Source organism: Palleronia pontilimi, assembly GCF_016412875.1.
GTDB classification, from domain to species: domain Bacteria; phylum Pseudomonadota; class Alphaproteobacteria; order Rhodobacterales; family Rhodobacteraceae; genus Palleronia; species Palleronia pontilimi.
Genome location: NZ_JAEKPD010000005.1, coordinates 153,073 through 179,535, shown reverse-complemented (window position 1 = coordinate 179,535; position 26,463 = coordinate 153,073). Strand labels below are relative to the sequence as shown.

Annotated in this window: 25 protein-coding genes; 16 read left to right on the top strand and 9 right to left on the bottom strand. The window is 66.7% G+C overall.

The window, feature by feature from the left end; all coding sequences use genetic code 11:
* Positions 1 to 9 precede the first annotated feature (9 nt).
* Positions 10 to 930: a choline ABC transporter substrate-binding protein gene (locus ILP92_RS06055; RefSeq protein ID WP_198915470.1), complete on the bottom strand. Its 921-nt coding sequence runs from the start codon at positions 928 to 930 to the stop codon at positions 10 to 12.
* Positions 931 to 1,019: 89 nt separating this feature from the next.
* On the opposite strand from ILP92_RS06055, the gene betI reads away from it, so the two are divergent.
* Positions 1,020 to 1,565, top strand: a complete 546-nt coding sequence (gene betI / locus ILP92_RS06050) for a transcriptional regulator BetI (protein WP_198915469.1) — start codon at positions 1,020 to 1,022, stop codon at positions 1,563 to 1,565.
* On the top strand, positions 1,562 to 2,122 hold the full coding sequence (locus ILP92_RS06045; RefSeq protein WP_198915468.1) for a hemerythrin domain-containing protein: 561 nt from the start codon (positions 1,562 to 1,564) through the stop codon (positions 2,120 to 2,122). The genes betI and ILP92_RS06045 overlap by 4 nt, the downstream gene beginning before the upstream one ends.
* 3 nt (positions 2,123 to 2,125) lie before the next feature.
* Here ILP92_RS06045 and ILP92_RS06040 read toward each other — a convergent pair whose 3' ends face one another.
* Positions 2,126 to 3,376, bottom strand: coding sequence for a multidrug effflux MFS transporter (locus tag ILP92_RS06040; RefSeq protein ID WP_198915467.1), 1,251 nt, complete (start codon positions 3,374 to 3,376; stop codon positions 2,126 to 2,128).
* Positions 3,377 to 3,521: 145 nt separating this feature from the next.
* On the opposite strand from ILP92_RS06040, the gene ILP92_RS06035 reads away from it, so the two are divergent.
* The 5 genes from ILP92_RS06035 to ILP92_RS06020 all read left to right on the top strand — a co-directional run bounded on the left by ILP92_RS06035 (position 3,522) and on the right by ILP92_RS06020 (position 8,729).
* The gene (locus tag ILP92_RS06035) at positions 3,522 to 5,054 is read left to right on the top strand and encodes an acyl-CoA carboxylase subunit beta (RefSeq protein WP_198915466.1); all 1,533 of its coding nucleotides are present in this window, start codon (positions 3,522 to 3,524) and stop codon (positions 5,052 to 5,054) included.
* A gap of 83 nt (positions 5,055 to 5,137) precedes the next feature.
* The gene (locus tag ILP92_RS06030) at positions 5,138 to 5,521 is read left to right on the top strand and encodes a DUF6497 family protein (RefSeq protein WP_235971153.1); all 384 of its coding nucleotides are present in this window, start codon (positions 5,138 to 5,140) and stop codon (positions 5,519 to 5,521) included.
* A gap of 132 nt (positions 5,522 to 5,653) precedes the next feature.
* Positions 5,654 to 5,788 (top strand): hypothetical protein, encoded by a 135-nt coding sequence (locus tag ILP92_RS18690; RefSeq protein ID WP_268968492.1) that lies wholly within the window; start codon positions 5,654 to 5,656, stop codon positions 5,786 to 5,788.
* An 83-nt stretch (positions 5,789 to 5,871) separates the two neighbouring features.
* Complete coding sequence (locus tag ILP92_RS06025; RefSeq protein WP_198915518.1) at positions 5,872 to 6,216, top strand: hypothetical protein; 345 nt, start codon at positions 5,872 to 5,874, stop codon at positions 6,214 to 6,216.
* Positions 6,217 to 6,728: 512 nt separating this feature from the next.
* Positions 6,729 to 8,729: an acetyl-CoA carboxylase biotin carboxylase subunit gene (locus tag ILP92_RS06020; RefSeq protein WP_198915465.1), complete on the top strand. Its 2,001-nt coding sequence runs from the start codon at positions 6,729 to 6,731 to the stop codon at positions 8,727 to 8,729.
* Between the two features lie 3 nt (positions 8,730 to 8,732).
* On the opposite strand, the gene ILP92_RS06015 is transcribed toward ILP92_RS06020, so the two are convergent.
* Positions 8,733 to 9,137: a DUF4174 domain-containing protein gene (locus tag ILP92_RS06015; RefSeq protein ID WP_368667847.1), complete on the bottom strand. Its 405-nt coding sequence runs from the start codon at positions 9,135 to 9,137 to the stop codon at positions 8,733 to 8,735.
* Positions 9,138 to 9,346: 209 nt separating this feature from the next.
* On the opposite strand from ILP92_RS06015, the gene scpA reads away from it, so the two are divergent.
* From scpA to ILP92_RS05990, 5 genes are all read left to right on the top strand, one after another.
* Positions 9,347 to 11,464: a methylmalonyl-CoA mutase gene (gene scpA, locus ILP92_RS06010; RefSeq protein WP_198915463.1), complete on the top strand. Its 2,118-nt coding sequence runs from the start codon at positions 9,347 to 9,349 to the stop codon at positions 11,462 to 11,464.
* A 76-nt stretch (positions 11,465 to 11,540) separates the two neighbouring features.
* A complete protein-coding gene (locus ILP92_RS06005; protein WP_198915462.1) occupies positions 11,541 to 12,170 on the top strand; it encodes a VOC family protein in 630 nt (209 codons plus the stop codon).
* A 9-nt stretch (positions 12,171 to 12,179) separates the two neighbouring features.
* The gene (locus ILP92_RS06000; RefSeq protein ID WP_198915461.1) at positions 12,180 to 12,860 is read left to right on the top strand and encodes a molecular chaperone DjiA; all 681 of its coding nucleotides are present in this window, start codon (positions 12,180 to 12,182) and stop codon (positions 12,858 to 12,860) included.
* Positions 12,860 to 13,849, top strand: coding sequence for an endonuclease/exonuclease/phosphatase family protein (locus ILP92_RS05995; RefSeq protein WP_198915460.1), 990 nt, complete (start codon positions 12,860 to 12,862; stop codon positions 13,847 to 13,849). The genes ILP92_RS06000 and ILP92_RS05995 overlap by 1 nt, the downstream gene beginning before the upstream one ends.
* A 31-nt stretch (positions 13,850 to 13,880) precedes the next feature.
* Entirely contained in the window at positions 13,881 to 14,198 is a 318-nt protein-coding gene (locus ILP92_RS05990; protein WP_198915459.1) for an AAA+ family ATPase, read from the top strand.
* 253 nt (positions 14,199 to 14,451) lie between these two features.
* Here ILP92_RS05990 and ILP92_RS05985 read toward each other — a convergent pair whose 3' ends face one another.
* Genes ILP92_RS05985 through ILP92_RS05970 form a run of 4 tightly spaced genes read right to left on the bottom strand, consistent with a single transcriptional unit; the run spans position 14,452 to position 20,079 of the window.
* A complete protein-coding gene (locus ILP92_RS05985) occupies positions 14,452 to 16,026 on the bottom strand; it encodes a Ppx/GppA family phosphatase (protein ID WP_198915458.1) in 1,575 nt (524 codons plus the stop codon).
* 49 nt (positions 16,027 to 16,075) lie between these two features.
* Positions 16,076 to 18,253, bottom strand: coding sequence for an RNA degradosome polyphosphate kinase (locus tag ILP92_RS05980; protein WP_198915457.1), 2,178 nt, complete (start codon positions 18,251 to 18,253; stop codon positions 16,076 to 16,078).
* Positions 18,254 to 18,256: 3 nt separating this feature from the next.
* Positions 18,257 to 18,967 carry a P-loop NTPase family protein gene (locus ILP92_RS05975; RefSeq protein WP_198915456.1) on the bottom strand — a complete coding sequence of 237 codons (711 nt, stop codon included), beginning with the start codon at positions 18,965 to 18,967 and terminating at the stop codon, positions 18,257 to 18,259.
* The gene (locus tag ILP92_RS05970) at positions 18,967 to 20,079 is read right to left on the bottom strand and encodes an AI-2E family transporter (protein WP_198915517.1); all 1,113 of its coding nucleotides are present in this window, start codon (positions 20,077 to 20,079) and stop codon (positions 18,967 to 18,969) included. The genes ILP92_RS05975 and ILP92_RS05970 overlap by 1 nt, the downstream gene beginning before the upstream one ends.
* A gap of 180 nt (positions 20,080 to 20,259) precedes the next feature.
* On the opposite strand from ILP92_RS05970, the gene ILP92_RS05965 reads away from it, so the two are divergent.
* From ILP92_RS05965 to dld, 3 genes are all read left to right on the top strand, one after another.
* Positions 20,260 to 21,066, top strand: coding sequence for a glycosyl transferase (locus tag ILP92_RS05965; protein ID WP_198915455.1), 807 nt, complete (start codon positions 20,260 to 20,262; stop codon positions 21,064 to 21,066).
* A 63-nt stretch (positions 21,067 to 21,129) separates the two neighbouring features.
* The gene (proS, locus tag ILP92_RS05960) at positions 21,130 to 22,467 is read left to right on the top strand and encodes a proline--tRNA ligase (protein WP_198915454.1); all 1,338 of its coding nucleotides are present in this window, start codon (positions 21,130 to 21,132) and stop codon (positions 22,465 to 22,467) included.
* A gap of 59 nt (positions 22,468 to 22,526) precedes the next feature.
* On the top strand, positions 22,527 to 24,209 hold the full coding sequence (dld, locus tag ILP92_RS05955; protein WP_198915453.1) for a D-lactate dehydrogenase: 1,683 nt from the start codon (positions 22,527 to 22,529) through the stop codon (positions 24,207 to 24,209).
* Here the strand turns inward: dld and ILP92_RS05950 are convergent.
* Positions 24,206 to 24,466 (bottom strand): hypothetical protein, encoded by a 261-nt coding sequence (locus ILP92_RS05950; protein ID WP_198915452.1) that lies wholly within the window; start codon positions 24,464 to 24,466, stop codon positions 24,206 to 24,208. The genes dld and ILP92_RS05950 overlap by 4 nt on opposite strands.
* Entirely contained in the window at positions 24,456 to 25,100 is a 645-nt protein-coding gene (locus tag ILP92_RS05945) for a Rho termination factor N-terminal domain-containing protein (protein ID WP_198915451.1), read from the bottom strand. Before ILP92_RS05945 ends, ILP92_RS05950 begins: the two co-directional genes overlap by 11 nt.
* A 130-nt stretch (positions 25,101 to 25,230) precedes the next feature.
* On the opposite strand from ILP92_RS05945, the gene ILP92_RS05940 reads away from it, so the two are divergent.
* Complete coding sequence (locus ILP92_RS05940) at positions 25,231 to 26,445, top strand: PQQ-dependent sugar dehydrogenase (RefSeq protein WP_198915450.1); 1,215 nt, start codon at positions 25,231 to 25,233, stop codon at positions 26,443 to 26,445.
* Positions 26,446 to 26,463: the final 18 nt, after the last annotated feature.

The window sequence follows — 26,463 nt, the reverse complement described above, 5'->3', positions numbered from 1 at the left end:
CGGATCGTCTTAGAGGCCGAGCGCGGATTTGACGGCCGGAAGGCCGGGCTCGCCCGACGCGGTCTCGACCCCGTCGAGCCAGCCGTCGAGGGCGCCCGGGTTTTCCTTCAGCCAGGCGGTTGCGGCCTCGGAGGCTTCGGTGCCGTCGTTCAGGATCGCGCCCATGATCTGGTTTTCCATCTCGAGCGTGAACTCGAGGTTGTTCAGGAGCGTGCCGATGTTCGGGCAGGATTCCGCGAAGCCCGCGGCGGTGTTGGTATAGACCGTGGCGCCGCCCAGGTTGGGGCCGAAATAGTCGTCGCCGCCGGTCAGGTACGACATCTCGAACTGGGCGTTCATGGGATGCGGCTCCCATCCCAGGAAGACGATGGGCTGGTCGCGGCGGTTCGAGCGTTCGACCTGCGCGAGCATCCCCTGCTCGGACGATTCGACCACTTCGAAGCCGTCCAGCCCGAAGGCGCCTTCGTCGATCATCGACTGGATCAGGCGGTTGCCGTCATTGCCGGGCTCGATGCCGTAGATCTCGCCGTCCAGCGCGTCGCGGTTGGGGGCGATATCTTCGAAGCTGGCGATGCCCATGTCGGCGGCGGCCTTGTTCACGGCCAGCGTGTACTTGGCGCCTTCGAGGTTGGCGCGCACGGTGTCGACGGTGCCCGCTTCGCGGTAGGGGGCGATGTCGTTTTCCATGGTGGGCATCCAGTTGCCCAGGAACACGTCGATGTCGCCTTCGGCCATGGAGGTATAGGTGACGGGCACCGACAACACCTTGATTTCGGTGTCATATCCCAGCGCGTCCAGCACCACGGTCGTGGCGGCGGTGGTGGCGGTGATGTCGGTCCAGCCGACATCCGAGAAGGTGATGGTTTCGCAATCGGCAAGCGCCATGCCGGCGCTGGCGGTCAGGGCAAGGATGGAAAGTCCGGTTTTCATTGTATATCTCCCTTGGTGGACCGGCGCGGGTCATTGATCGGCCGGTCAAGAAAAGCTAAGCGATTTCAGTCGCGTATGGCGGGGTATAGATGCCAAAGCTCGGGATGCAACCTATCAGGCGGGACGCTCTGGTCAACGCGGCCATCGCACAGGTGGGCGCGCATGGCCCCGATGTGACCGTCGCGCAGATCGCCCGGCAGGCGGGGATCAGCCCGGCGCTGGCGCATCATTATTTCGACGGCAAGGCCGACCTGATGGACCACGCCATGCGGGCGATCCTGCGCGATTACGGCGCGGCGGTGCGCGCCGAGCTTGCGAAAGGCGGCGACCGGGTCGAGGCGGTGGTGCGCGCCAGTTTCGCGCCCGGCAACTTCCGGCGCGACGTGGTGGCGGCCTGGCTGACCTTCTATACCCGGGCGCAGAAATCCGACACCGCCGCGCGGCTTTTGCGGGTCTATCAGCAGCGGGTGCGGTCGAACCTGCGGGCGGGGCTGCGGACGCGCGGACATGCCGACCCTGAGGGCATGGCCGAGACGCTGGCCGCGCTGATCGACGGGGTGTACCTGCGGGTGGCGCTGGGCGGCCGGATCGGGCCCGCGGCGGCCTGTGCGCAAGTGCTGCGGGTGCTCGAGTGAGCGTCGCGCTGGAAGACCGCGAGGGCTTGCCCGACGCGCTGCGGGTGCTGGTGGAACAGCTGCCGCGCGGCACGTGGGAGGCGCATCCCAACTTCTCGCCGCTGACGCGGTTCTGGCTGGACCGGCACCTGATGTTCCGCGACGTGCTGGGCCGCTTGCAGGACGGCACGCGGCAGTTCCTGGACGGCGACGCGGACGCGCAGCGCTACGGCCGCGAGACGGCGCGGATGGCGCAGTTCTTCCTGCAGGAGCTGCACGCCCATCACGGGATCGAGGATCACCATTACTTCCCGGTGCTGCAGGGGTTGGACGGGCGGCTGGAGCGGGGCTTCGCGTTGCTCGATGCCGATCACCACGCGCTGGACGGGCACCTGAACGGCCTGGCCGAAGGCACCAACGCCATGCTGACGGGGCTTGCGGGCGACGACCCGCGCGCCGGGGCGGGCGCGTTGGAGGCGCGGCTGGACGGGTTCCAGCAGTTCCTGGACCGTCACCTGGTCGACGAGGAGGATCTGGTCGTGCCGGTCATCCTGACCTACGCGCCCGAGATCGGCTGAGCTCTACTCGGCCGGCTCGTAGTCGGCCTTGGGCAGGGGGCGACCGGCGACGCGGTGCTCGCGCCAGATGGTGAACCAGATCGCGGCCACGGAGGCGACCGAGGTCAGCGTCATCAGCCACAGCAGCGGCGCCGCGCCCGTGCCGCGTTCGAGCAGGATGCCCGCCAGCGCAGACAGGCCCGCGCCGCCGCCGACCATGAGCGCGCCGCCCAGGCCCGACGCGGTGCCGGCCAGGCGCGGTCGGACCGACAGCATCCCGGCCATGGAGTTCGGGATCACCAGCCCGTTGCCCAGGCCCACGAAGACCATGAAGGCGAAGAAGGTCTCGGGGGTGCGGATGCCGCCCATGTCGACCAGCAGACCCGCCAGCAGGCCGATGACGGTGACCCCGGTGCCCGTGGCGATCATGCGCTGGATGCCGAAGCGGTTGGAATAGCGCCCCGAGATGCCGTTGCCGACCATGTAGCCGATGGCGGGCGCGCCGAAATAGATGCCCAGGCGTTCTGGCGTCATGCCGTAAACTTCGGAGCCGACGTAAGGCGCGCCGCCGAGATAGGCGAAGAACGCGCCGGACGCGAAGGCGGCGGTCAGCGCGTAGCCCCAGAAGCGGGGCGCGGTCAGAAGCTCGGGGTAGTGGGCGATCTGCTGGAACATGGATTCGGTGCTGGGCGCCGCGGTCTCGCCCATGTCGGCCCAGGTCAGCGCGAGGCCCGCGATGCCCATGAGCAGCAGGGCGACGAAATTGGCCTGCCAGCCGAACAGCCCGTCCAGCACGCCGCCGAGCGCGGGGGCGACCATGGGGGCCACGGCCATGCCCATGGTGACCCAGCCCATCATCGACGCGGCCTTGTCGGTGTCGTACATGTCGCGCAGGGCGGCGCGGGGCAGGATCATGCCCGCCACGATCGCGCCCTGCATCAGCCGGAAGGCCAGGAAGACCTCGATCGTGGTGGCCAGGATGCAGCCGATGGACGCCAGGATGAACACCACCGTGGCACCCATCAGCGTGTTGCGCCGCCCGTAGCGGTCCGAGATGGGGCCGATGATAAGCTGCATCACGCCGGTTACGCCCAGGTAGCCCGCCACCGCGATCTGCATGATGCGGTATTCGGTGTCGAAATACGCGGTCATGTTGGGCAGCGACGGCAGGAACAGGTTCATCGCCAGCGCGCCCAGCGAGGTGAGCGCGATCATCGTCGCCACGTGGGGCGGCGTGCTGGGGTCGAGGAAACGGGCTTTGACGGTGGCGCTCATCGGGCTGATCTAGTCCGCGCCTGGGCCTTCGTCCATCGGTGCCGAGCCCACTTTCGCGCCAAGGCCCTGAATTTGCCTTCCAAACCGGGCAGCGCACACCTAATGTGCGCGAAACAAGACAATAATCGCGCAGCGAGGGCCCCAGATGACCGATATTCTTGACCAGCTCACGGCGCGCCGCGCCCAGGCCCGCGCGGGCGGTGGCGAGAAGCGTGTCGAGGCGCAGCACCAGAAGGGCAAGCTGACCGCGCGCGAGCGGATCGACCTGCTGCTGGACGACGACAGTTTCGAGGAATTCGACATGTTCGTCACCCATCGCTGCACCGATTTCGGCATGGCCGACAACAAGGTGGCGGGCGACGGCGTGGTGACCGGCTGGGGCACGATCAACGGGCGGCAGGTCTATGTCTATAGCCAGGATTTCACCGTGCTGGGCGGGTCGCTTTCGGAAACCCACGCGCAGAAGATCTGCAAGGTCATGGACATGGCGATGCAGAACGGCGCGCCGATCATCGGGCTGAACGATTCGGGCGGTGCGCGCATCCAGGAAGGTGTGGCGTCGCTGGCGGGCTATGCCGAGGTGTTCCAGCGCAACGTGCTGGCATCGGGCGTGATCCCGCAGATCAGCGTCATCATGGGTCCCTGCGCGGGCGGCGCCGTCTATAGCCCCGCGATGACCGACTTCATCTTCATGGTGAAGGACAGCAGCTACATGTTCGTGACCGGCCCAGACGTGGTGAAGACCGTCACCAACGAGGTCGTCACCGCCGAGGAGCTGGGCGGGGCGTCGACCCATACCCGCAAATCCTCGGTGGCCGATGGTGCGTTCGAGACCGATATCGACGCGCTGATCGAAGTGCGGCGGCTGGTGGATTTCCTGCCGCTCAACAACCGCGCGATGCCGCCGCGGCGCCCGTTCTTCGACGATCCCGCGCGGCTGGACGACAGCCTGGACACGCTGGTGCCCGACAACGCCAACACGCCCTACGACATGAAGGAGCTGATCCACAAGATCGCGGACGAGGGCGATTTCTACGAGATCCAGGAAGACTTCGCCAAGAACATCCTGACCGGCTTCATCCGGCTGGAAGGCTCGACCGTGGGCGTGGTGGCCAACCAGCCGATGGTGCTGGCGGGCTGCCTGGATATCGACAGCTCGCGCAAGGCCGCGCGTTTCGTGCGGTTCTGCGACGCGTTCGAGATCCCGATCCTGACGCTGGTCGACGTGCCGGGCTTCCTGCCGGGCACATCCCAGGAATTCGGCGGCGTCATCAAGCACGGCGCCAAGCTGCTGTTTGCCTATGGCGAGGCGACGGTGCCCAAGGTCACGGTCATCACCCGCAAGGCCTATGGAGGGGCCTATGACGTGATGTCGTCCAAGCACCTGCGGGGCGATTTGAACTATGCTTGGCCCACGGCGGAAATCGCGGTGATGGGGGCCAAGGGCGCGGTCGAGATCCTCTATCGCAGCGAATTGGGCGACAAGGACAAGATCGCGGACCGGGTGGCCGATTACGAAAAGAACTTCGCCAACCCCTTCAAGGCGGCCGAGCGGGGTTTCATCGACGAGGTGATCCAGCCCCATTCGACCCGGCGCCGCATCTGCCGCGCCTTCGCCAGCCTGCGCGGAAAACGGCTGACCAATCCGTGGAAAAAGCACGACAATATCCCGCTCTGACGCAAGTGTCAGAACGCGCCTCTTGATCGGGACGGGGCGTGCGGCTTAGGCTTCGGGAATTGCTGTTTCTCTCCGGTTTCGCGATGCGTTTTGTTGGTTGCTTCCTGTTCGTGATGGCCGCACTGCCCGCCCGGGCGGGCGAGCCGGTGGCCGTTCCGTCGGGCCAGACCGTCGAGTTCCACGAGGTCATCCGCGATGCACCGGGCCTGGGCCTGGCGTACCGCTTCCGCTTCATCGCGCCGCAGCTTGCCGAGGGATTGGATTTCGCCACCGCTGAGGGCGACATGCTGCATCTGTGCCAGTCCTACGCCCTGCCGAAGCTCCCGAACCTGGGCCCGGCGCCCGGCCGCGTGGTCATCAGCCTGTCGGACCGCGTCATCACGTTCGGCGAAGTGGTGCCCGATGCCATCCAGTATTTCGAGATCTACCGCCCCGAGGGCGAGACCTGCGTCTGGGACGACTATTAAGGCACGGTTTTGCTTGTTTTTGATCGCGTTGCGCCCCAGACCTCGCCGACCGGGCAAGTCGTGATATATAGCGAAGGGCCGTGCGGCAAGAAGCCGTCCGCGGCCTAGAAGCAAGATCAACAGGAGACAGTGATGTCGCAAACCATCAAGATTACCCTCGGCCTGTGCCTGGCCGCCTTTGTCGGCGCCTGCAGCCAGCCCGAGCCCGAGCCCGTCTTCATCGAGCCCGCGCCCATCGTGGCTGAGCCGAGCTACACCAAGTACTGATCCCGCCGGGATCGTTCGAACGGGCGGGCATCAGGCCCGCCCGTTTGCGTTTGAAGGACCGAACCGCAATGGCATTGCCCCCCATGACCAAGCATCGCGGCTTTCCGGGCCGCCTGCCGGGCACCGATTTCCAGTTCACCCTGCGCCGCGCCAGTCCCAAGGGGGCCACCAAGCTGGTCGCCCGCGCGCGCTACGGCGATCGCCGTCCCGCCGACCGGGCCGCGGACGAAGGGTTCCTGTGGGCGTTGTGGCAGCATTTCGGCGATCAGCCGTTCGAGCGCGGCAACCTGGACGCGGGACGGCTGAGTTGGCTGTTCGGGCGCGAAGTGGTGCCCGCGGAAGACCCGTTCGACCCCGAAAGCTACGAGGCGCTTTTGCGCGTGGACCTGGCCCGGGCGCAGGCGAGCTTCCCGGGATTGCTCGATTGACGTTACGTTAAGCGGTTTTCCGCCGGGATTTCGCGGCGATCGGCGGGATTAAGCGCAAAAACCCATCCATTTGGATAGGGGGCTTTGCGGGCGGGGATTCGCGGTGCAGGGTCCCTTTGACCCCGAGCTTCAGCACGGCAACGGGTCGAGTTGTCAATACCGTTACCCTTCCCCTACGGCCCGACCTTTCACGGTCGGGCCGCTTTTCTGCGTGGACCCACCGGCGGCGGCGCAATTTCGTCGCTATCCGCGGGCATTCGGTCGATTCCCTGCGATAGGCAGTTGTCCTTTCGCCGCCTCGCATGGCATCTGATTTGCAACGAAAAAAATTCAGGGGCGCATGGGATGCGGCACTTCATCGGACTGGGTCTTTTGGTTTTGGGGCTGGCAGCGTGCGCGCCGCAAACAACGGACATGATCATACCGGGTGCCACAGGCCCGCAATACGAGCCCGGTGATCCCTGCCAGGGCGTCGTGCCCGAACTTTGCGCGTACTGAGCGGGAGCGGCCCCATGTTCAAGAAGATCCTGATCGCCAATCGCGGCGAAATCGCCTGCCGCGTCATCAAGTCGGCCCAGAAAATGGGGATCAAGACGGTCGCCATCTATTCCGACGCCGACCGCAACGCGCTGCACGTGCGCATGGCCGACGAAGCCGTCCGGATCGGCCCGCCGCAGGCAAACCAGTCCTATATCGTGATCGACAAGGTGATGGAGGCGATCCGCAAGACCGGCGCGGAAGCGGTGCATCCCGGCTACGGCTTCCTGTCGGAAAACCCCAGATTCGCCGAAGCCCTGCGCAAGGAAGGCATCGTCTTCATCGGCCCGCCCGTGGGCGCGATCGAGGCGATGGGCGACAAGATCACGTCCAAGAAACTGGCCGACGAGGCGGGCGTCAGCACCGTGCCCGGCCATATGGGCCTGATCGAGGACGCGGACGAGGCGGTGAAGATCAGCACCGAGATCGGCTATCCGGTGATGATCAAGGCCAGCGCCGGTGGCGGCGGAAAGGGGATGCGCATCGCCTGGAACGACGCCGAGGCGCGCGAGGGCTTCCAGTCCTCGAAGAACGAGGCGGCCAGCAGCTTCGGCGACGACCGCATCTTCATCGAGAAATTCGTCACCCAGCCGCGCCATATCGAGATCCAGGTGCTGGCCGACAAGCACGGCAACACGCTGTATCTGAACGAGCGCGAATGCTCGATCCAGCGCCGCAACCAGAAGGTCATCGAGGAAGCGCCGTCGCCCTTCCTGGACGAGGCCACCCGCAAGGCCATGGGCGAGCAGGCCTGCGCCCTGGCCGCCGCGGTGGACTATTCCAGCGCGGGAACGGTGGAGTTCATCGTCGACGGCGACAAGAACTTCTATTTCCTGGAAATGAACACCCGCCTGCAGGTGGAACACCCCGTGACCGAGCTGATTACCGGGATCGACATCGTCGAGCAGATGATCCGCGTGGCGGCGGGCGAAAAGCTGTCGATGACCCAGGACGATATCGGGATCAACGGCTGGTCCATCGAATCGCGGCTTTACGCCGAAGACCCGTATCGCGGGTTTTTGCCGTCCATCGGGCGGCTGACCCGCTATCGCCCGCCCGCCGAGCTTTTGTCCGACAAGCATATCGTGCGCAACGATACCGGCGTCTACGAGGGCGGCGAGATCAGCATGTATTACGACCCGATGATCGCCAAGCTCTGCACCTGGGCGCCCGACCGCGCGCAGGCGATCGAGGCGATGCGCGTGGCGCTGGACAGCTTCGAGATCGAGGGCATCGGCCACAACCTGCCGTTCCTGTCGGCGGTGATGGATCATCCGAAATTCGTCAGCGGCGACATGACCACGGCCTTTATCGAGGAAGAATATCCCGGCGGCTTCGCCGGGGTCGAGCTGGACGAGACGGCGTTGCGCCGGGTGGCGTCGGCCGCCGCGGCCATGAACCGGGTGGCCGAGATCCGGCGCACCCGCGTGTCGGGCCGCATGGACAACCACGAGCGCAAGGTCGGCACCGACTGGGTGGTGGTGGCGCAGGGCGTCGAGATGCCCGTCACGATCCAGGCCGACCGCGAGGGAGCGACCGTGCGCCACGCGGACGGGACCGAGATGCGCGTGAGCTCGGACTGGCTGCCGGGACAGGCGCTGGCGAAGCTGGACGTGGACGGATCGCCGTTGATCCTGAAGATCGGGCGCGCCACGGGCGGCTACCGCATCCGGACGCGCGGCGCGGATCTGAAGGTGATGGTCTATACCCCGCGCCAGGCCGAAATGGCGCACCACATCCCCGAAAAGGCAGAGGCTGACACCTCGAAGCTGCTGCTCTGCCCCATGCCCGGCCTGATGGTGAAGATGGACGTGGAAGAAGGCGAAGCCGTCGAGGCGGGGCAGGCGCTGTGCACCATCGAGGCGATGAAGATGGAAAACATCCTGCGCGCCGAGAGGAAGGGCGTGGTCAGCAAGATCAACGCTGCCGCCGGGGACAGCCTGGCGGTGGACGAAGTGATCCTTGAGTTCGAATAGGGGCTACTGGTTCGCGTTCTGCCGTTCGCGGATTTCCTGGCGGCGCATGGGCATCTTGTCGATCGAGCGGGTGAGCTCGCGCACGTCCCACGGGAAGGGCTTGCGCAGCTTCACGTCGCCGTCTTTGCCGATCAGCACCAGCATGAAGCCGCGCGGGCGCAGCTTGCGCCGCAGGTCCGACAGCGTGGACGGATCGGTATCGGTGATGACGACCACGTCGCGCCGGGCCAGGTCGTCGGCGCGGCCCGCGAGCAGGTCGATCTGTTCCTGGAAGGCCGGGTCGAATTCGCTGTCCGCGAAGACGACGACGGGCCGGGCGATCCACTTGAAGTCCTCGAGCGACACGTCGGCGGACCTGAATTGCACCTTCGGATCCTCGCGCCAGCGGTCCACCGGACTGGTCAGCACGGGCACCTCGACGTTCTGGGCCGCCGGTTGCGCGGATTCTTGCGCTAACAGCGGGACAGCGGCCACAAGGCCGGATAAGGAAACGAGAAATGTTCGGCGCGTGTTCTTTTCCATGGCTTGGATATAGGATGGGCCGACGCGAAAACGAAGACCTGCGGCGACGATGCACGCTGCCGTGATGCCGCAGCAGACGTGAAGGGAGATCCGCCATGGACGATTGGAAGAAGCGCGCCGAAAAGGAGCTTCGGGGCCGCAGCGTCGACGATCTGACATGGGCGACCGCCGAAGGGATCGACATCGCGCCGGTCCATGGCCCGGGCGAAAGTTTCGAGCATATGGGCTCGATGCCGGGCGAGCCGCCGTTCACGCGCGGGCCCAAGGCCACGATGTATGCGGGCCGTCCCTGGACGATCCGGCAATATGCGGGCTTTTCCACCGCCGAGGAAAGCAACGCCTTCTACCGGCGCGCGCTGGATGCGGGCCAACAGGGCGTGTCGGTCGCCTTCGACCTGGCCACCCACCGCGGCTATGACAGCGATCACCCCCGGGTCGAGGGCGACGTGGGCAAGGCGGGCGTCGCCATCGACACCGTCGAGGACATGAAGGTGCTGTTCGACGGCATCCCCCTGGGCGACGTGTCGGTGAGCATGACCATGAACGGCGCGGTGATCCCGGTGCTGGCCAGCTTCATCGTCGCGGGCGAAGAGCAGGGCGTGGACCGCGCCAAGCTGTCAGGCACCATCCAGAACGACATCCTGAAGGAGTTCATGGTCCGCAACACCTATATCTATCCGCCCGCGCCCAGCATGAGGATCGTGGCGGATATCATTGATTATACAAGCAAAGAGATGCCGAAGTTCAATTCGATCAGCATCTCGGGCTACCACATGCAGGAAGCGGGCGCGAACCTGGTGCAGGAGCTGGCCTTCACGCTTGCCGACGGGAAGGAATATGTCCGCGTCGCCAAGGACCGCGGCATGGACGTGGACAAGTTCGCCGGGCGTCTGAGTTTCTTCTTCGCCATCGGCATGAATTTCTTCATGGAGGCCGCCAAGCTGCGCGCCGCGCGGTTCCTGTGGCACGAGATCATGACCGAGATGGGGGCCGAGGACGACCGCTCGAAGATGCTGCGGACCCATTGCCAGACCTCCGGTGTCAGCCTGGCCGAGCAGGACCCTTACAACAACATCGTGCGCACCGCCTATGAAGCGATGAGCGCGGTGCTGGGCGGCACCCAGTCGCTTCACACGAACTCTTTCGACGAGGCCATTGCCCTGCCTACGGATTTCTCGTCCCGCATCGCGCGCAACACGCAGCTGATCCTGCAGAACGAGACCGGCATCACCAACGTGGTCGACCCGCTCGCGGGGTCTTACTACGTCGAAAAGCTGACCGCCGACCTGATCGATGCCGCGCGCACCCTGATCGCCGAAGTGGACGAGCTGGGCGGCATGACCAAGGCGGTGGAATCGGGCATGCCGAAGCTTCGGATCGAGGAAGCGGCAGCGCGCAAGCAGGCGCGGATCGACCGGGGCGAGGAGGTGATCGTCGGCGTCAACAAGTTCCGGCTGGAAAAGGAAGACGACCTGGACATCCGCACCATCGACAATGCGGGCGTGCGGACGAGCCAGATGAAACGGCTCGAGCAGGTGCGCGCCAGCCGCGACCAGGCCGCCTGCGACGCGGCGCTGGCCGCGCTGGAAGAGGGCGCGCGGGGCGACGGCAACCTGCTGGAGCTGGCCGTGACCGCCGCCCGCGCCCGCGCCACGGTGGGCGAGATCTCGGACGCCATGGAGCGCGCCTTCGGCCGCCACCGGGCCGAGGTGAAGACGCTGGCGGGTGTCTATGGCGCCGCCTACGAGGGCGACGCAGGTTTCGCGCAGATCCAGCGCGACGTGGAAGCCTTCGCCGAGGAAGAAGGCCGCCGCCCGCGCATGTTGGTCGTCAAGATGGGCCAGGACGGCCACGACCGGGGCGCCAAGGTGATCGCCACCGCCTTCGCCGATATCGGCTTCGACGTGGATGTGGGCCCCCTGTTCCAGACCCCCGAGGAGGCCGCGCAGGATGCGGTGGACAACGACGTGCACGTGATCGGCATCTCGTCCCAGGCGGCGGGGCACATGACGCTGGCCCCGAAGCTGATCGCGGCGCTGAAGGCGCAGGGTGCCGGCGATATCCTGGTGATCTGCGGCGGCGTGATCCCGGCGCAGGATTACCAGGCGCTGCAGGATGCGGGCGTGGCCGCCATCTTCGGTCCGGGCACCAATATCCCCAAGGCCGCGCAGGATATCCTTGGCCTGATCCGCAGGGCGCGGCAGGCCGCCTGATTGACCCTGTGACAGCAAACCCTTAGAGGCGCGGGACACCGTCCGGCATGCCGGGCGCGCCAAGGGGAAATGCGACATGCAACTGGATCACTTGGCCATTCTGGCCGAAAACCTGGATGAGGGCGCCCGGATCGTGTCCGAGATGCTGGGCGAAAAGCTGGTGCCCGGCGGCCAGCACACGCTGATGGGCACCCACAACCGGCTGCTGTCGCTGGGGCCCGATTGCTACCTGGAAGTGATCGCGGTTGACCCGAAGGCGCCGAAGCCCGACCGCAAGCGGTGGTTCGGGCTGGACACGTTCAGCGGCCCGCCGCGCCTGGGCAACTGGATCGCCAGCACCGCCGACCTGGCCGGCGCCCTGGGCCAGGCGCCCATGGGGATGGGCGAGATCCTGAATTTCCAGCGCGGCGACTTGGCGTGGTCCATGGCGGTGCCGCGCTCGGGCGCGCTGCCCGGTGACAACGTGTTGCCCGCGCTGATGCAGTGGAAAGGGCCCCGCGCCCATGCCAAGCTGCCCGAAAGCAGCTGCAAGATGAAGCGGATCGTGCTGCGCCATCCCGAAATGGACCGGCTGTCGGCGGAATGGCCGGCTCTGGCGCAGATGGACAAGGTGGCGCTGGAAGTGGGCCCGTTGCCCGCGCTCGAGGCCGAGATCATCACGCCGCGCGGTCTGGTCGCGCTGTCCAGCCTGACGGAAACCGCGTAGGCTGGCGCTATGTCGATCTGGCAGCGCATCTCGGACGCGATCTCGGCGCTTACCTCGGGGCAGGGGTTGGCGGCGGTGTTCGAGCGGCTGAATGCGCCGCCCGAACGCTCGGTCGCCTTCACCATCGCGGTGATCGGTCTGGGCGCGAAGATGGCCAAGGCCGACGGTCAGGTGACGCGCGACGAGGTGGCGGCCTTCCGCGAGGTGTTTCACATCCCGAAGAAGGACGAGGCCGCCGCCGCGCGCGTCTTCAACCTGGCGCGCACCGACGTAGCGGGGTTCGAGGAATACGCCACCCGCATCCGCGCCATGTTCTCGGCGGGCGACAGGGCGCTGTGCGACCTGATGGAGGGGCTGTTCCACATCGCCGTGGCCGACGGCGAGCTTCATCCCGACGAGGAAGCGTTCCTGCGCCGGGTGCACGCGATCTTCGAGCTGGACGAGCGGCAATATCGCGCGCTGCGCACCCGCTTCGTGCCCGACGCGGACCCCGATCCGTGGGACGTGCTGGGGCTGGAGCCGGGCGCCGATCTGCGCGAGGTCAAGGCGCAGTGGCGCAAGCTGGTGCGCGAGACGCATCCCGACCGCGTGATCGCCCGCGGCGTGCCCGAGGAAGCGGTGCGCATGGCCGAGCGGCGCATGATCGCGATCAACCGCGCCTACGAGGAGATCACGGATCAGGCCGCCTGATGCGGATCGCCACCTACAATGTCGAATGGTTCGATCGTCTGTTCGACGACGAGGGGCGTCTGCGCAATGACAGCGGCTGGTCGGCGCGCTGGGACGTGACCCGCGCGATGCAAACGGACGCGCTGGTGCGGGTGTTCGCCGCGCTCGATGCCGACGCGGTGCTGGTGATCGAAGCGCCGGACACGTCCCGTCGCCGCGACGGGCTGCTGGCGCTGGAAAGCTTCGCGGCATATGCGGGTATCCGGGCGCGCGCCGCCCTGCAGGGGTTCGCGAACCACACGCAGCAGGAAATCACGCTGCTCTACGATCCGGATATCTTCGAGGCGCGCCATGACCCGCAAACCCACGGTGGCGCGCCGCGCTTCGACGGCACGTTCCGCATCGATCTGGATATCGACGCGCGCACCGATCGGGTGGAGTGGTCGAAACCACCGCTGGAAGCGGCGCTGCATCACCGGCCCAGCGGGACCGACCTGCGCCTGATCGGCGTGCACGCGAAGTCGAAATCGCCCCGGGGGGCGACCGATCCCGACGAGATTCTGCGGCTGTCCATCGCCAATCGCCGCAAGCAGCTGGCCCAATGCATCTGGCTGCGCCGCCGGGTCGAGGCGCATCTGGAAGAAGGCGTTTCGCTGATCGTGGCGGGCGATTTCAACGACGGGCCGGGGCTGGACCGGTTCGAGGAACTGTTCGGCCGCTCGGGCGTCGAGATCGTGCGCGGCGCGGCGGACGAGGTGCAGCTTTACGACCCGCATGCCGATGCGGACGGGGATGCGACCAGCGCGCGCTTCTGGCTGACGGTGCAGCGGCAGTGGCTGGAAGAGATGCTGGATTTCATCATGGTCTCGCCCGACCTGGCCGCGCGGCATCCGGACTGGCGGGTGTGGCATCCGTTGCGCGATCGGACGATCCGGGCCGATGCCGTGCTGGCCGATGCGCTGCTGACGGCGTCGGATCACTTTCCGGTCACATTGGACGTCGCGCTTTGATCGAAGCAGCCGTTGCCGCTAGGGTATTGCCATGAGACACGCGCTGATCCTGGTTCTTTGCCTCGCCATGACGCCGCTGGCCGCGCAGCAGACCGGCACGCCGGAAGATATCGAAGAGGGCGTCGATCTGCTGTCGGAAGGCGCGCGGCGCTTGCTGCGCGGGCTGATGGGCGAGGTCGAGCCGCAAATGCAGGAGATGGCCGAGGCGCTGAAGGAATGGAACTTCAACGGCATCGGCATCGACGATCTGGGCCAGTATCACCCGCCCGAAAAGCTGCCCAACGGCGATATCATCATCCGCCGCAAGACGCCGCTGGATGTCCCCATGGACGACGAGATCGAGATCTAGCCGCGTCCGGCCGACGCCGAGGGGGTTTTGCACCCCCGCGCGCGCAGGCGCGCGCCCCCCGCAGGATATTTTCGAGAAGATGAAGACAGGGTAACGCCCTGTTAACCCTGTTTGGCGACACTGGAGACGCGGTACAGGCGGGGACGCCGATGACCGCAAAAGGTGAAGCCCCCGGCGGTCCATAGCGCCGGGGGTGACCGCCTGGCACCCCATCCGTCATCTTCACCTTTTTCCAAATATCCGCGGCGCGGCGTCAGACCTGGGGGGCGTCGTCCCGGGCTTTGGGGCGCAGGCGCTTGATCTCGGACGTGGCACCAAGAGCGGAGACGAGCGAGTCGAAGCGGGCCTGCGCCACTTCGCCGAAGAGGTCCTGCGCCGTGTCGGTCAGGCGCAGCTCGAGGTGTTTCTTCTTCGGAAACCAGTCGAGCTTGCCCAGGTCGTTGGGCGTTTCGGCGGAGAACATCGCGCCGAAGCGCATGGCCCGGCCCAGCACCTCGGCCTGCGCGATCTGGCCCGCATCGAGGATGCCGATCAGCTCTTCGAAGCGCGTGCCGGTGCGCGAATTCTTGTAGCGGTGCATGAGCGACAGCCCCAAAAAGACGCGTTCGGGATGGGTGAGGCCGCCCAGGTTGGCGCGGGTCGCGTTGTCGAAGCAGGCCTCGTGGCGGTAGTCGGGATGGGCGCGCCAGCTCACGTCGTGCAGCAGGCAGGCGGCGCGGATGATCCGGCGGCGCGACTCGCGCTCGCCTTTGAAGATCGGCAGGATGAAATGGTAGAGCGCCCGCCCGAAGCCCGGCAGCCGCGCGTCCTTCTGTTCGACGAAACGGCAGGATTCGATCAGCGGGTCGCGGTCGCGCAGGCGGCCCGGCATCTGCTCGTAGAGCATGCCCTCGCGGATGCCGTAGCTCGAGATCGCGATCTCGCGCGGTTGCACGGCGCGGACCAGCTGGCGCAGCACCAGCGCCGCCAGGGGCACCAGCGACATGCGCGATTCGCCGATGCCGGTCTGCGCGCGAAGGTCCGCGACGTCGTGGGATTCGATGTATTTCAGGGTTTCCTGCACCGCCTTCGTGGTCATGCGGTATTCGTGCAGCACGTGCAGCGGGTAGCCCCGCCGCTCCATGTCGATCCGGGCGATGGCGCGCCACGACCCGCCCACCAGGAACAGGCGCTTGTGGTCGGTGCCGACCGTGTCGACCAGTTCCGCCAGGACGCGCTTTATCTCGGCCTTCATGCCCTTGCGGCCGCCCTTCACGCCTTGCAGACGCAGCGGCCCCAGGGCGGATGTGACCCGCTTGCCGACGCGGCCATCGGCGATGCGGGCGAGTTCCATGGACGAGCCGCCGATATCGCAGACCAGGCCTTCGGCTCCGGGCCAGCCCAAGAGCACGCCCTGGGCCGAAAGGCGGGCTTCCTCGCGCCCGTCGACGACCCACATGCGCAGGCCGGTCGCGGCCTCGACCTCGGCGCGGAAGTCCGGGCCGTCCTCGGCCTCGCGCATGGCGGCCGTGGCGACGGTCACGACGGGCGACGCGCCCATGCCGCGGGCCAGTGCCGCGAAGCGCTTCATGGCCGACAGCGCGCGGACGCGGCCTTCGGGGTGCAGGCGCCCGGTCTGGGAAAAATCGCGCCCCAATCCGCACATGACCTTTTCGTTGAAGAAATACGCGGGCGAGCGCGCGGCCCCGTCGAAGACCACCAGACGGACCGAGTTCGAGCCGACGTCGATCACGCCCACGCGTGACAGCGCGCGGGCCAGTGGATCGTCGAACAGCGGCTTGCCGAAGGGGCTGTAATCGTCGTGGGTTTCCCCGGTCGCGTCGGTCATCGGTTCCCCCTGGACTTGGATGTCAGGTTTAACGCCCTGCAATCACGCGTCAATCGTCTGAATGGGTCAGTTCCGGCACGTCGCTGGCGCCTGCCGTGCCGCGCCCGGACAGGGACGGGTTTTCCATGAAGAAGCGGTGGCAGTTGAAAAGCCGCGCGCCCTCGTCGCCTTCCGGGCGGGTGAAGGTGCCGTCGCCGTAGAGCACCCAGGACTGCGCCTCGTCGGCCATGTTGGCGGCCATGATCTGGCTGACGATCTGGGCCTTCACGGTGTTGTTGGTGCATTCCACCAGCGTTTCCACCCGGCGGTTCAGGTTCCGGCCCATCCAGTCGGCGCTCGAGATATAGACGCGCGCCTTTTTCGACGGCAGGTCGTGGCCGTTGCCGAAGCAGACGATGCGGGAATGCTCGAGGAAGCGGCCGACGATGGATTTCACGCGGATATTGTCGCTAAGCCCCTTGATGCCGGGGCGCAGGCCGCAGATGCCGCGGATCACCAGGCTGATCTCGACCCCGGCCTGGCTGGCGGCGTAGAGCGCGTCGATCACGTCGATTTCCACCAGCGCGTTCATCTTGGCCCAGATGACGGCGGGCTTGCCGTCCGCCGCGTGCGCGGCTTCCTCCGCGATGCGCTTCAGCAGGGTGGATTTCAGGTCCAGCGGCGAGATCGACAGGTTTTCCAGGGATCCCGGCTGGGCATAGCCCGACAGGTAGTTGAACAGTCGCGTGCCGTCGCGCCCCAGCGCCGGGTCGCAGGTGAAGAGCGACAGATCGGTATAGATGCGCGCGGTGATGTGGTGGTAATTGCCGGTGCCGAAATGCGAGTAGGTCACCATCTTGTCGCCTTCGCGGCGCACCACGGTGCTGATCTTCGCGTGGGTCTTGAGGTTCAGGAACCCGTAGACCACGTGGACGCCCGCGCGTTCCAGCTTGCGCGACTGGCGGATATTGGCGGCCTCGTCGAAGCGGGCCTTCAGCTCGACCAGCGCGGTGACGGACTTGCCCTGTTCGGCGGCCTCGCAGAGCGCGTCGACGATGGGGCTGTCGTAGGACGTGCGGTAGAGCGTCTGCTTGATCGCCACCACGTCGCGGTCGTTGGCCGCCTGCGCCAGGAAGCGCACGACCATGTCGAAGGTTTCATAGGGGTGGTGCAGCAGCATGTCCTTCTGGCGGATGGCCGCGAACATATCGCCTTCGTGGTCCTGCACGCGCTCGGGGACGCGGGGGGTGAAGGCGGGCCAGAGCAGGTCGGGCCGCTCGGGCAGGACCAGTTCGGACAGGTCCGCAAGGCCGATGATGCCTTCCATCTCGACCACTTCTTCCTCGGTCACGGGCAGTTCGGACATGATGATCTTCTTCAGCCCCGCGGGCGCGCCGGTGCTGATGGTCAGGCGCACGACCTCGCCGCGGCGGCGACGTTTCAGCGCCACTTCGAATTCGCGCACCAGGTCTTCGGCCTCGTCCTCGACTTCCAGGTCGCTGTCGCGCAGGACGCGGAAATTGCAGTGCCCTTTCACGGTGTAGCCCGGGTAGAGCGTGCCCAGGTGCAGCAGCAGCATCTCTTCGAGGGGCAGGAAGCGGCTCTGGCCCTCGTCGGCGGGCAGGGCGATGAAGCGGTCGATCTGGTGCGGGATCGGCAGCAGCGCGCGCAGGGTGCGCTTGTCGGACGTGCGTTCGAGCTGCAGCGCCAGCGAGTAGCCGGTGTTGGGGATGAACGGGAACGGATGCGCGGGGTCGATGGCCAGGGGCGACAGGACCGGGAACACCTTGCTGAGGAAGACATCCTTCAGGAATTTCGTGTCCGCCTGGGACAGGTCGTCATTGGCCAGGATATGGATGCCGGAGGCAGCCATTTCGCGGCAGAGCTGGCGATAGACGACCTGCTGATGGGCCAGAAGCGCGCGGGCGTCGCGGTTGATCAGGCGCAACTGCTCGGCGGGCGTGCGGCCATCGGCGGCGGGCGTGGTGTTGCCCGCATGGGCCAGCTCGCGCAGGCCCGCGACCCGCACCGTGTAGAATTCGTCCAGGTTGGTGGCGCTGATCGACAGGAAGCGCAGCCGTTCCAGCAGCGGGACGCGCGGGTTCTCGGCTTCCTCGACCACGCGCCAGTTGAAGGCGAGCCAGGACAATTCGCGGTTGAAGAACCGGTCGGGGCCGTGGAAATCCATGCCCTCGGGCGGGTCCATGGGTTTGGGAAGCGGTTCGGTCAGGAAATCGGCGATGGTCATGGGCTATCCTTCCGGGTCCTCAGTGTAGCCCTGCCGCGACGGATCGGCCATCTGGAGGGCGCGGCGGGCGAGGCCGGTCGACAGGGGCCGCCGTTCGTTCAGCGACAGGCGGTCCATGAGATGCACCAGGCGCCGCGCCTCGGCGCCCGAGCGGGTCATGCGCGGCACGATGTAGTCGATCAGCTTCTGGGACGGGTCGAGCTGGCGGTCGTGGAACTGCTTGCGCAACAGCGCGGCGAGCAGGGCGTCGTCGGGCAATTCGAGCGTGACGAGCGTGGTGCCGACCAGGCGCGAGCGCAGGTCGGGCAAGCGGATGCTCCAGCGCGTTGGGGCGTCGCGGCCGGTGAACAGAAGCCGCCCGCCGTCGCCCAGCAGCAGGTTGTGCAGGTGGAAAAGCGCGGCTTCCTCTTTGCGCTGACCGGCGATGCGTGGCACGTCCTCGACCGCGACGTGGCGCGCGCCCGCCAGCGTGGGAATGTTGAGCCGGGCCAGGTGATCGGCTGCCACGACCACCCCGTCCACGCGGTCGGCCCAGACATGGGCGAGGTGGGTCTTGCCGGACGCCTCGGGACCCGCGAGCGCCAGCTTGCCCCCGGGCCAGCGCGCGTCGCCGTCGATCAGTCCGACCGCGGCGGCGTTGGCCGAGGACACGAAGAAATCCTCGCGCCCCAGCGCGGGGCGCACGGGCAGCTCGAAGGGCAGTTGCTCGGCCATCACTCGGGGTCGTTGTCGGGTTCGGCACCTCGGTAAAGGGCCGACTGGGTGTATTGCTCGACGCCGAAACGGGCCAGCACGCCCAGGATCGCGGCCACCGGCACGGCGACGAGAAGGCCGACGAAGCCGAAGATCGCGCCGAAGGCCGACAGCGCGAAGAGCAGCCACACGGGATGCAGCCCCACGCTGTCGCCCACCAGCTTCGGCGTCAGGATGTTGCCTTCGATGAACTGACCGGACTGAAAGATCGCCCAGACCGCGATGATCCAGATCCAGTCGCCCCAGAACTGGAAGAGCGCAAGGCCGATGGCCAGAAGCCCGCCCACCAGCGCGCCCACGTAGGGAATGAAGGTCAGGAAGCCCGCGATGGCCCCCACGACGAAGCCGAATTGCAGCCCCACCAGCGCCAGCGCCAGCGCGTAGTAGATGCCCAGGATCAGGCAGACCGTCCCTTGCCCGCGGATGAAGGACGCCAGCGTGTTGTCCATGTCGCGGGCGAGGCGGCGGATCGTCGGCTGGTGCTCGCGCGGCAGCAGCTGGTCGATGCGGGCGACCATGTTGTCCCAGTCCAGCAGCAGGTAGAACGCCACCACCGGAACGATCACGAACAGGATCAGCGCGTTCACCACGCCCGAGAAGCTGGCCAGCAGCCCTTCGAGCAGGGTGCCCGAACGCTCGCGGATCGCGCCCGACAGGCTGGTGATGACGTCGTTCAGGGTCTTTTCCAGATCGCCCGCATTGGGCAGGCGATCGGTCAAGGCCGGGTAGTTGGTGGCCAGCCATTCCTGGAAGCGGGCGATGTTCATGGGCGCCGCCTCGAAGATGGCGGCGATGCGGTCGCTCAGGCTGGCCGCCTGCGTGACCAGCGTGGGGATGACCAGCAGGATGAGGGCGACGAAGAGGATCAGGCCGATCACGGTCATGATCGCGACCGAGGCCACGCGCGACAGGCCCAGCCGTTCGAACCAGTCCGCGATCGGGTCCAGCAGGTACGAGACCGCAGCGCCCAGCACGAAGGGCAGGATCACGTCGCCCAGCCACCACAGCAGGAACAGGAAGACGATCAGGGCGATGCCCCAATATTTCAGCTGATCGCGCACCGTGAGGGCCATTGGGGTCCCGGACATTCATTGAAGTCCCATCCTTGTCCACCGATCCCGCCCGCAGCGCAAGTGGTCGGGCCGGGGGTGTCGGCGCGTCGTACGCGCGTCCGGGACGATCTTCGACCCAGCGCGGGGGTGTCGCTCGGGGAGCGGGCGGGTTAGGAAGCGGAAGCGATCGCCGGGAATAGCATGAAACAGGTCATCTGCATCAACTGGGGCACGAAATACGGACCCCCCTTCATCAACCGCCTCTACGCGATGGTGGCCCGCAACATCACGCCGCCGTTCAGCTTCACCTGTTTCTGCGACGATCCCACCGGCATCCGCGACGAGGTGCGGACCTTTCCGCTGCCCGAAATCGACTTCGAGATCCCCAAGACGCAATACGGCATCTGGCCGAAGTCGCGACTTTGGGGCGAGCGGCTGGGCGACCTGGAGGGGCCGGTGCTGTTCCTGGACCTCGACCTGGTGATCACGGGCTCGCTCGATCCGTTTTTCGAGTATGGCGATCCGGGCGACGTGATCCTGTCGCGCAACCAGTCCACGCCATTCGAGCGTCTGGGCCAGACGTCCTGCTTTCGCTTTCCGGTGGGCGCGCTGAAGCCGATGCAGGATTACCTGAAGTCCGACCCGCAACGCCTTGCTACAGAACACAAATTCGAGCAAAGATTCGTCACCCGCAACGCGCCGGGCGGGATCAAGCTGTTTCCGCGCAGCTGGGTGCTGCATTACCGGCAGGACTGCACGCGGCCCTTTCCGCTGAACTTCGTGCTGCCGCCCAAGCTGCCCGACAGCGCCAAGATCGTGATCTTTCCCGGCGGCGTGCACCCGCCCCACGCGATCGAAGGGCGCTACGGCGACCGCTACGCGCAGCACGTCCCGCCGCTGGACTACCTGAAGGGCGCGTTCGACGACGACCGCCCCGAGCGGATCGACAAGTACCTGCGCCATTTCCTGTTGCCGGCGCCCTGGGTGGCCGACCACTGGCGCGAGTGAACTTGTCGCCGCGCGGCGTTTGCCCTAGCGATTGGCGCGACAGTCAACGAAAGGTCCGATCCCATGCGTCTCAGCCGCTATTTCCTGCCGGTGCTCAAGGAAACGCCCGCCGAGGCGCAGATCGCGTCGCACCGCCTGATGCTGCGCGCGGGCATGATCAAGCAGGCCAGTGCGGGCATCTATTCGTGGCTGCCCCTGGGCTTTCGCGTGCTGAAGAACATCGAGCGGATCGTCCACGAGGAACAGCAGGCGGCGGGCCATATCCCGATGCTGATGCCGACGCTGCAGCCGGCCGACCTGTGGAAGGAATCTGGCCGCTATGATGCTTACGGCCCCGAGATGCTGCGCATCCGCGACCGGCAGGACCGGGATATGCTCTATGGTCCCACCAACGAAGAGATGATTACCGACATCTTCCGCAGCCATGTCAGCAGCTACCGCGACCTGCCGCTGACGCTGTATCATGTCCAGTGGAAGTTCCGCGACGAGATGCGGCCCCGCTTTGGCGTCATGCGCGGGCGCGAATTCTACATGAAGGACGGCTACAATTTCGACGTGGACCGCGACGCGGCGCTGCATGCCTATAACCGCCACATGGTCAGCTACCTGAAGACCTACGAGCGGATGGGGCTTCAGGCGATCCCCATGCGCGCGGATTCGGGGCCCATCGGCGGCGACGACACGCATGAATTCCTGGTGCTGGCCGATACGGGCGAGTCCGAAGTGTTCTATGACGCCGCCATTACCGAGCTGAAATTCGGCGACAGGGTGGTGGATTACGACGATGTCGACGCCTGCCGGGCCATCGTGGACGAGTGGACCGCGCCCTATGCGCGCACCGACGAGACCCACGACGCGGCCAAGTTCGACGCGGTGCCCGAGGACCGCCGCCGCACGTCACGCGGGATCGAGGTCGGGCAGATCTTCTATTTCGGGACCAAGTATTCCGACGCCATGGGCGCGACCGTCACCAACAAGGACGGCGAGGTCGTGCCGGTCCACATGGGATCGCACGGCATCGGCGTGTCGCGGCTGGTGGGCGCCATCATCGAGGCCAGCCACGACGACAACGGCATCATCTGGCCCGAAGGGGTCACTCCGTTCCATTGCGGCATCGTCAATCTGCGCCAGGGCGATACCGATTGCGACGCGGCCTGCGCGCTGATCGAGGGCTCGCTGATCGCCAAGGGGCTGGACCCGCTTTACGACGACCGCGACGAGCGCGCGGGCGCGAAATTCGCCACCATGGACCTGATCGGCCTGCCGTGGCGCATCACCGTGGGGCCGCGCGGTCTGAAGAACGGCCTGGTCGAGCTGACCAGCCGCCGCACCGGCGAAAGCGAGGAGATGACGGTCGAGGCCGCCATCGACCGGGTGGGGCAGATTTACCCGCGGGGCTGACCCGGGCCGCGATTGTGCTAGGTTTTCGGTGACGCATCAGCCACGCCGGGAGCCGCACCATGGACAACGACGCCCTGATCGACCGTTTGCGCCGGATCGTCGGCGCGAAACATTGCCTGACCGATCCAAGCCAGACCGAGCGGTTCCGCAAGGGCTGGCGCTCGGGGCAGGGCGAGGCGATCGCGGTGGTGCGGCCCGGATCGCTGGTCGAGCAGTGGAAGGTCCTGCAGGCCTGCGTCGCGGCCGACAAGATCGTCATCATGCAGGCGGCCAATACCGGGCTGACCGAGGGGTCGACGCCCAAGGGCAGCTACGACCGGGACGTGGTGGTGATCTCGACCCTGCGGATGGACGGCATCCACCTGATCCGCGACGGGCGACAGATCGTGGGGCTGCCGGGTAGCACGCTTTACAAGCTGGAAGAATTGCTGGACCCGCTGGGCCGCGAGCCGCACAGCGTGATCGGGTCGTCCTGCGTGGGCGCGTCGATCGTCGGCGGCATCTGCAACAATTCGGGCGGCGCGCTGGTGCGGCGCGGACCGGCCTTTACCGAGCTGTCGCTGCACGCGCGGCTGAACGCCGACGGCACGCTGGAGCTGGTCAACAACCTGGGCATCGACCTGGGCAACGACCCCGAGGAGATGCTGGCCAAGCTGGAGCGTGGCGATTTCCGCGCGGAAGATATCCACGACGATGCGGGCCGCGCGTCGGACGACGATTACGCGTCGCGCGTACGCGAGGTCGACGCGGCCACGCCCGGCCGGTTCAACGCCGATCCGCGCGGGCTGCACGAGGCGTCGGGATCCGCGGGCAAGCTGGCGGTCTTCGCGGTGCGCCTGGACACCTTCCCGACGGTCGAGGGCGCCAAGACCTACTACGTGGGCACCAACGACACGGCGCAGCTGACCGCGCTGCGCCGTGCGCTGCTGAGCGAACTGGACGAACTGCCGATCAGCGGCGAATATGTGCATCGCGAGTGTTTCGAGATCTCGCGCAAATACGGCAAGGACACGCTGCTGATGATCCACTGGCTGGGCACGTCACGGATGCCCATGCTGTTCGGAATCAAGGAGGCGTTGGACGCGCGGCTGCACAAGATCGGTCTGCTGCCGGGCAACCTGCTGGACCGGGTGATGCAGGGGCTGTCGCGGCTGTTTCCCGAGGCGCTGCCGAAGCGGCTGCTGCGCTATCGCGACCGGTTCGAGCACCACCTGATCCTGAAGGTCGCGGGCACGTCGGCCGATCGGGCCGAGGCGATCCTGAACCGCACGGTGGGCTCGGATGGCTGGTTCCTGTGCGACAAGGACGAGGCGGCGAAGGCCACGCTGAACCGCTTCGCCGCGGCGGGGGCGGCGGCCCGCTACCAGGTGATGCTGGGCAAGGACGCGGGCGATCTGCTGCCGCTGGACATCGCGCTACGGCGCAACGACGCGGACTGGTTCGAGGTGCTGCCGAAGGACCTGGACGACCAGATCGCGGCGAAGATCTATTACGGCCATTTCCTGTGCCACGTCCTGCACCAGGATTACGTGCTGAAGGCGGGCACGGATACGAAGGCCGTGAAGGCGCGGATGCTGGAACTGCTGGACGCGCGCGGCGCGGAATACCCGGCCGAGCACAATGTCGGCCACCTTTACGAGGCGAAAGAGGCGCTGTGCGACCATTACAAGCGCTGCGATCCGACCAATTCGTTCAACCCCGGCATCGGCAAGACCTCGCGCAAGAAGAACTGGGCGGCCTAGTCCGGATCGCGGCCCGCCAGCTCAAGGATCAGCGTGCGCTTGTCCTTGTCCATGGGGTTGTCGATCCCGGCATCCTTGGCGGCGGCGTAAACTTCCTGCCGGGTCATCCCCAGCCATTCGGCGATGTCGTCTTCGGCCGGGTCGTCCATGGCCGCGATCAGCTCGTCCTTGGTCATGTCGTTGTGCCCGCCGACCTGCCGCACCGAGGCGAGATCGCGCAGCGCGTCCTTCGTGAGGTCCGACAGCTCAACCGGCATCCTTCAATGCCTCCACCAGCTCGTCCTTGGTCATGTCCGAGCGGCCGTCGATCTCGTGCTCCTGCGCCATGTCGTAGAGCTCGTCCTTGGTCTTGGCCTCCAGCGACGCCTTCGAGCCCTTGCCGCGCCCGTTTTCGTCGGTGGCCTTGTCGATGGCGTCCAGCAGCTCGTCCTTGGTCATGTCGGACCGGCCGGTGATGTCGAGGTCCTGCGCCCGCTCCATCAGCATGTCCTTGGTGGGGCCGTCCGCCTTGATCTTCGACACCTTGTCCTTCACGTCGTCGGGCTGGTCGACATATTGCCCCGATCCGTCCTTCTTCACTTGGGTCGATCGCGCGTATTCATCCTCGGTCAGCAGCATCCGGACCTTGCGGGGCAGGTAGCGCTCGCCGGTTTCCAGCGCCTCTTCGCCCGACTTGGTGCCCCAATCCTGTTCGGTCCACTCGTGCAGGTCGGTGTCTTCCTGGTCCGGCCCGTCATCGGCGTAGCCGCCGCCGCGTCGCTTGTATTCCTGCACCGCCATCTGGGCCGCGCGCGCCGACCATTGGCCGGGATCGCCGCCCTTGTCGGATTGCATGATCTCGTCTTTCACCGTTTCCCACAATTCGGGGTCGGTCTTCTTGGCGTCGGCCATCGGGGCTCTCCTTCAGCTGTCGACCGGGAAACGCCGCGCCCTGCCGGGCGGGTTCCCGCTGCGGCAAATCGTGCCGTCCGGAACGGGTCTGCGCGGGGTCGCGTTGATCCCGCAAACGGAGGTTATTCCCATGAAACGCATCATTCCGACGCTGCTTCTTTCAACCGCCCTGGCGGTCCCCGCCATGGCCGAGCAACACGCCGAGCCGGTCGAGCAGGGCGCCAAGAACGTGCCCGAGTTCGAGCCCGCCTGGCCCAACCAGACCCGCGCGCCCGCGCTGGACAGCGGGATCGACCTGGCGGTGCAAGAGGTCGCGACCGGCCTTGTGCATCCCTGGGGGATCGAGGTGCTGCCCGATGGCAGCTACCTCGTGACCGAGCGCGCCGGGCGACTGCGCCACGTGAGCCGCGCGGGCGAGGTGCACGATCCCATCGCCGGATTGCCCGAGGTCTTCGCCCAGGGGCAGGGCGGCCTGCTGGACGTGGCGCTGGCGCAGGATTTCGACACCAGCCGCACGGTGTTCCTGACCTATTCCAAGCCCATGGAGGACGGCATGTCCGCCACCGCCGCCGCCCGCGGGACGCTGAGCGAGGACATGACGCAGCTGACGGACGTGACCGACATCTTCGTGCAGTCGCCGCCGTCGCCCACGGCCAAGCATTACGGCAGCCGCGTGGTGCTGGACGGTGACTTTGCCTACATCACCACGGGCGAACATTCGTCGATGCAGGAGCGCGACTACGCCCAGGATTTCGACAAGACCTACGGCAAGGTGATCCGCGTGGGGCTGGACGGCACGGTGCCCGACGACAACCCCTACGTCGCGGATGGTGAGACGGCGGCGCTGATCTGGACGCTGGGACACCGCAACGTGCAGGGCGCGGATATCCGGCCCGACACGGGCGAGCTCTGGACGCTGGAGCATGGCCCCGCGGGCGGCGACGAGCTGAACAAGATCTTGAAGGGCGAAAATTACGGCTGGCCGGTGGTCAGCTACGGCGAGCAATATTCGGGCGGTCCCATCGGCATCGGTGAGCCGCGCAGGGAAGGCTTCGCCGAGCCGCAATATTACTGGGACCCGGTCATCGCGCCCGGCGGCTTCGCGTTCTACGAGGGCGAGATGTTCGCCGAGTGGAACGGCAACGTGCTGGCCAGCTCGCTGGCACCCGGCGGCCTGGTGCGGCTGACGCTGGACGGGGACCGGATCAGCGGCGAAGAGCGGTTCATCCCCGACCAGGGCCGCATCCGCGATGTCGAGATCGACGCCGACGGGGCGATCCTGGTGCTGGTGGATGCCGATAACGGCAAGGTGCTGCGCCTGACGCCCGAGGGCAGCGGGTCGTGAGGGGCGCGGATTTCGTGA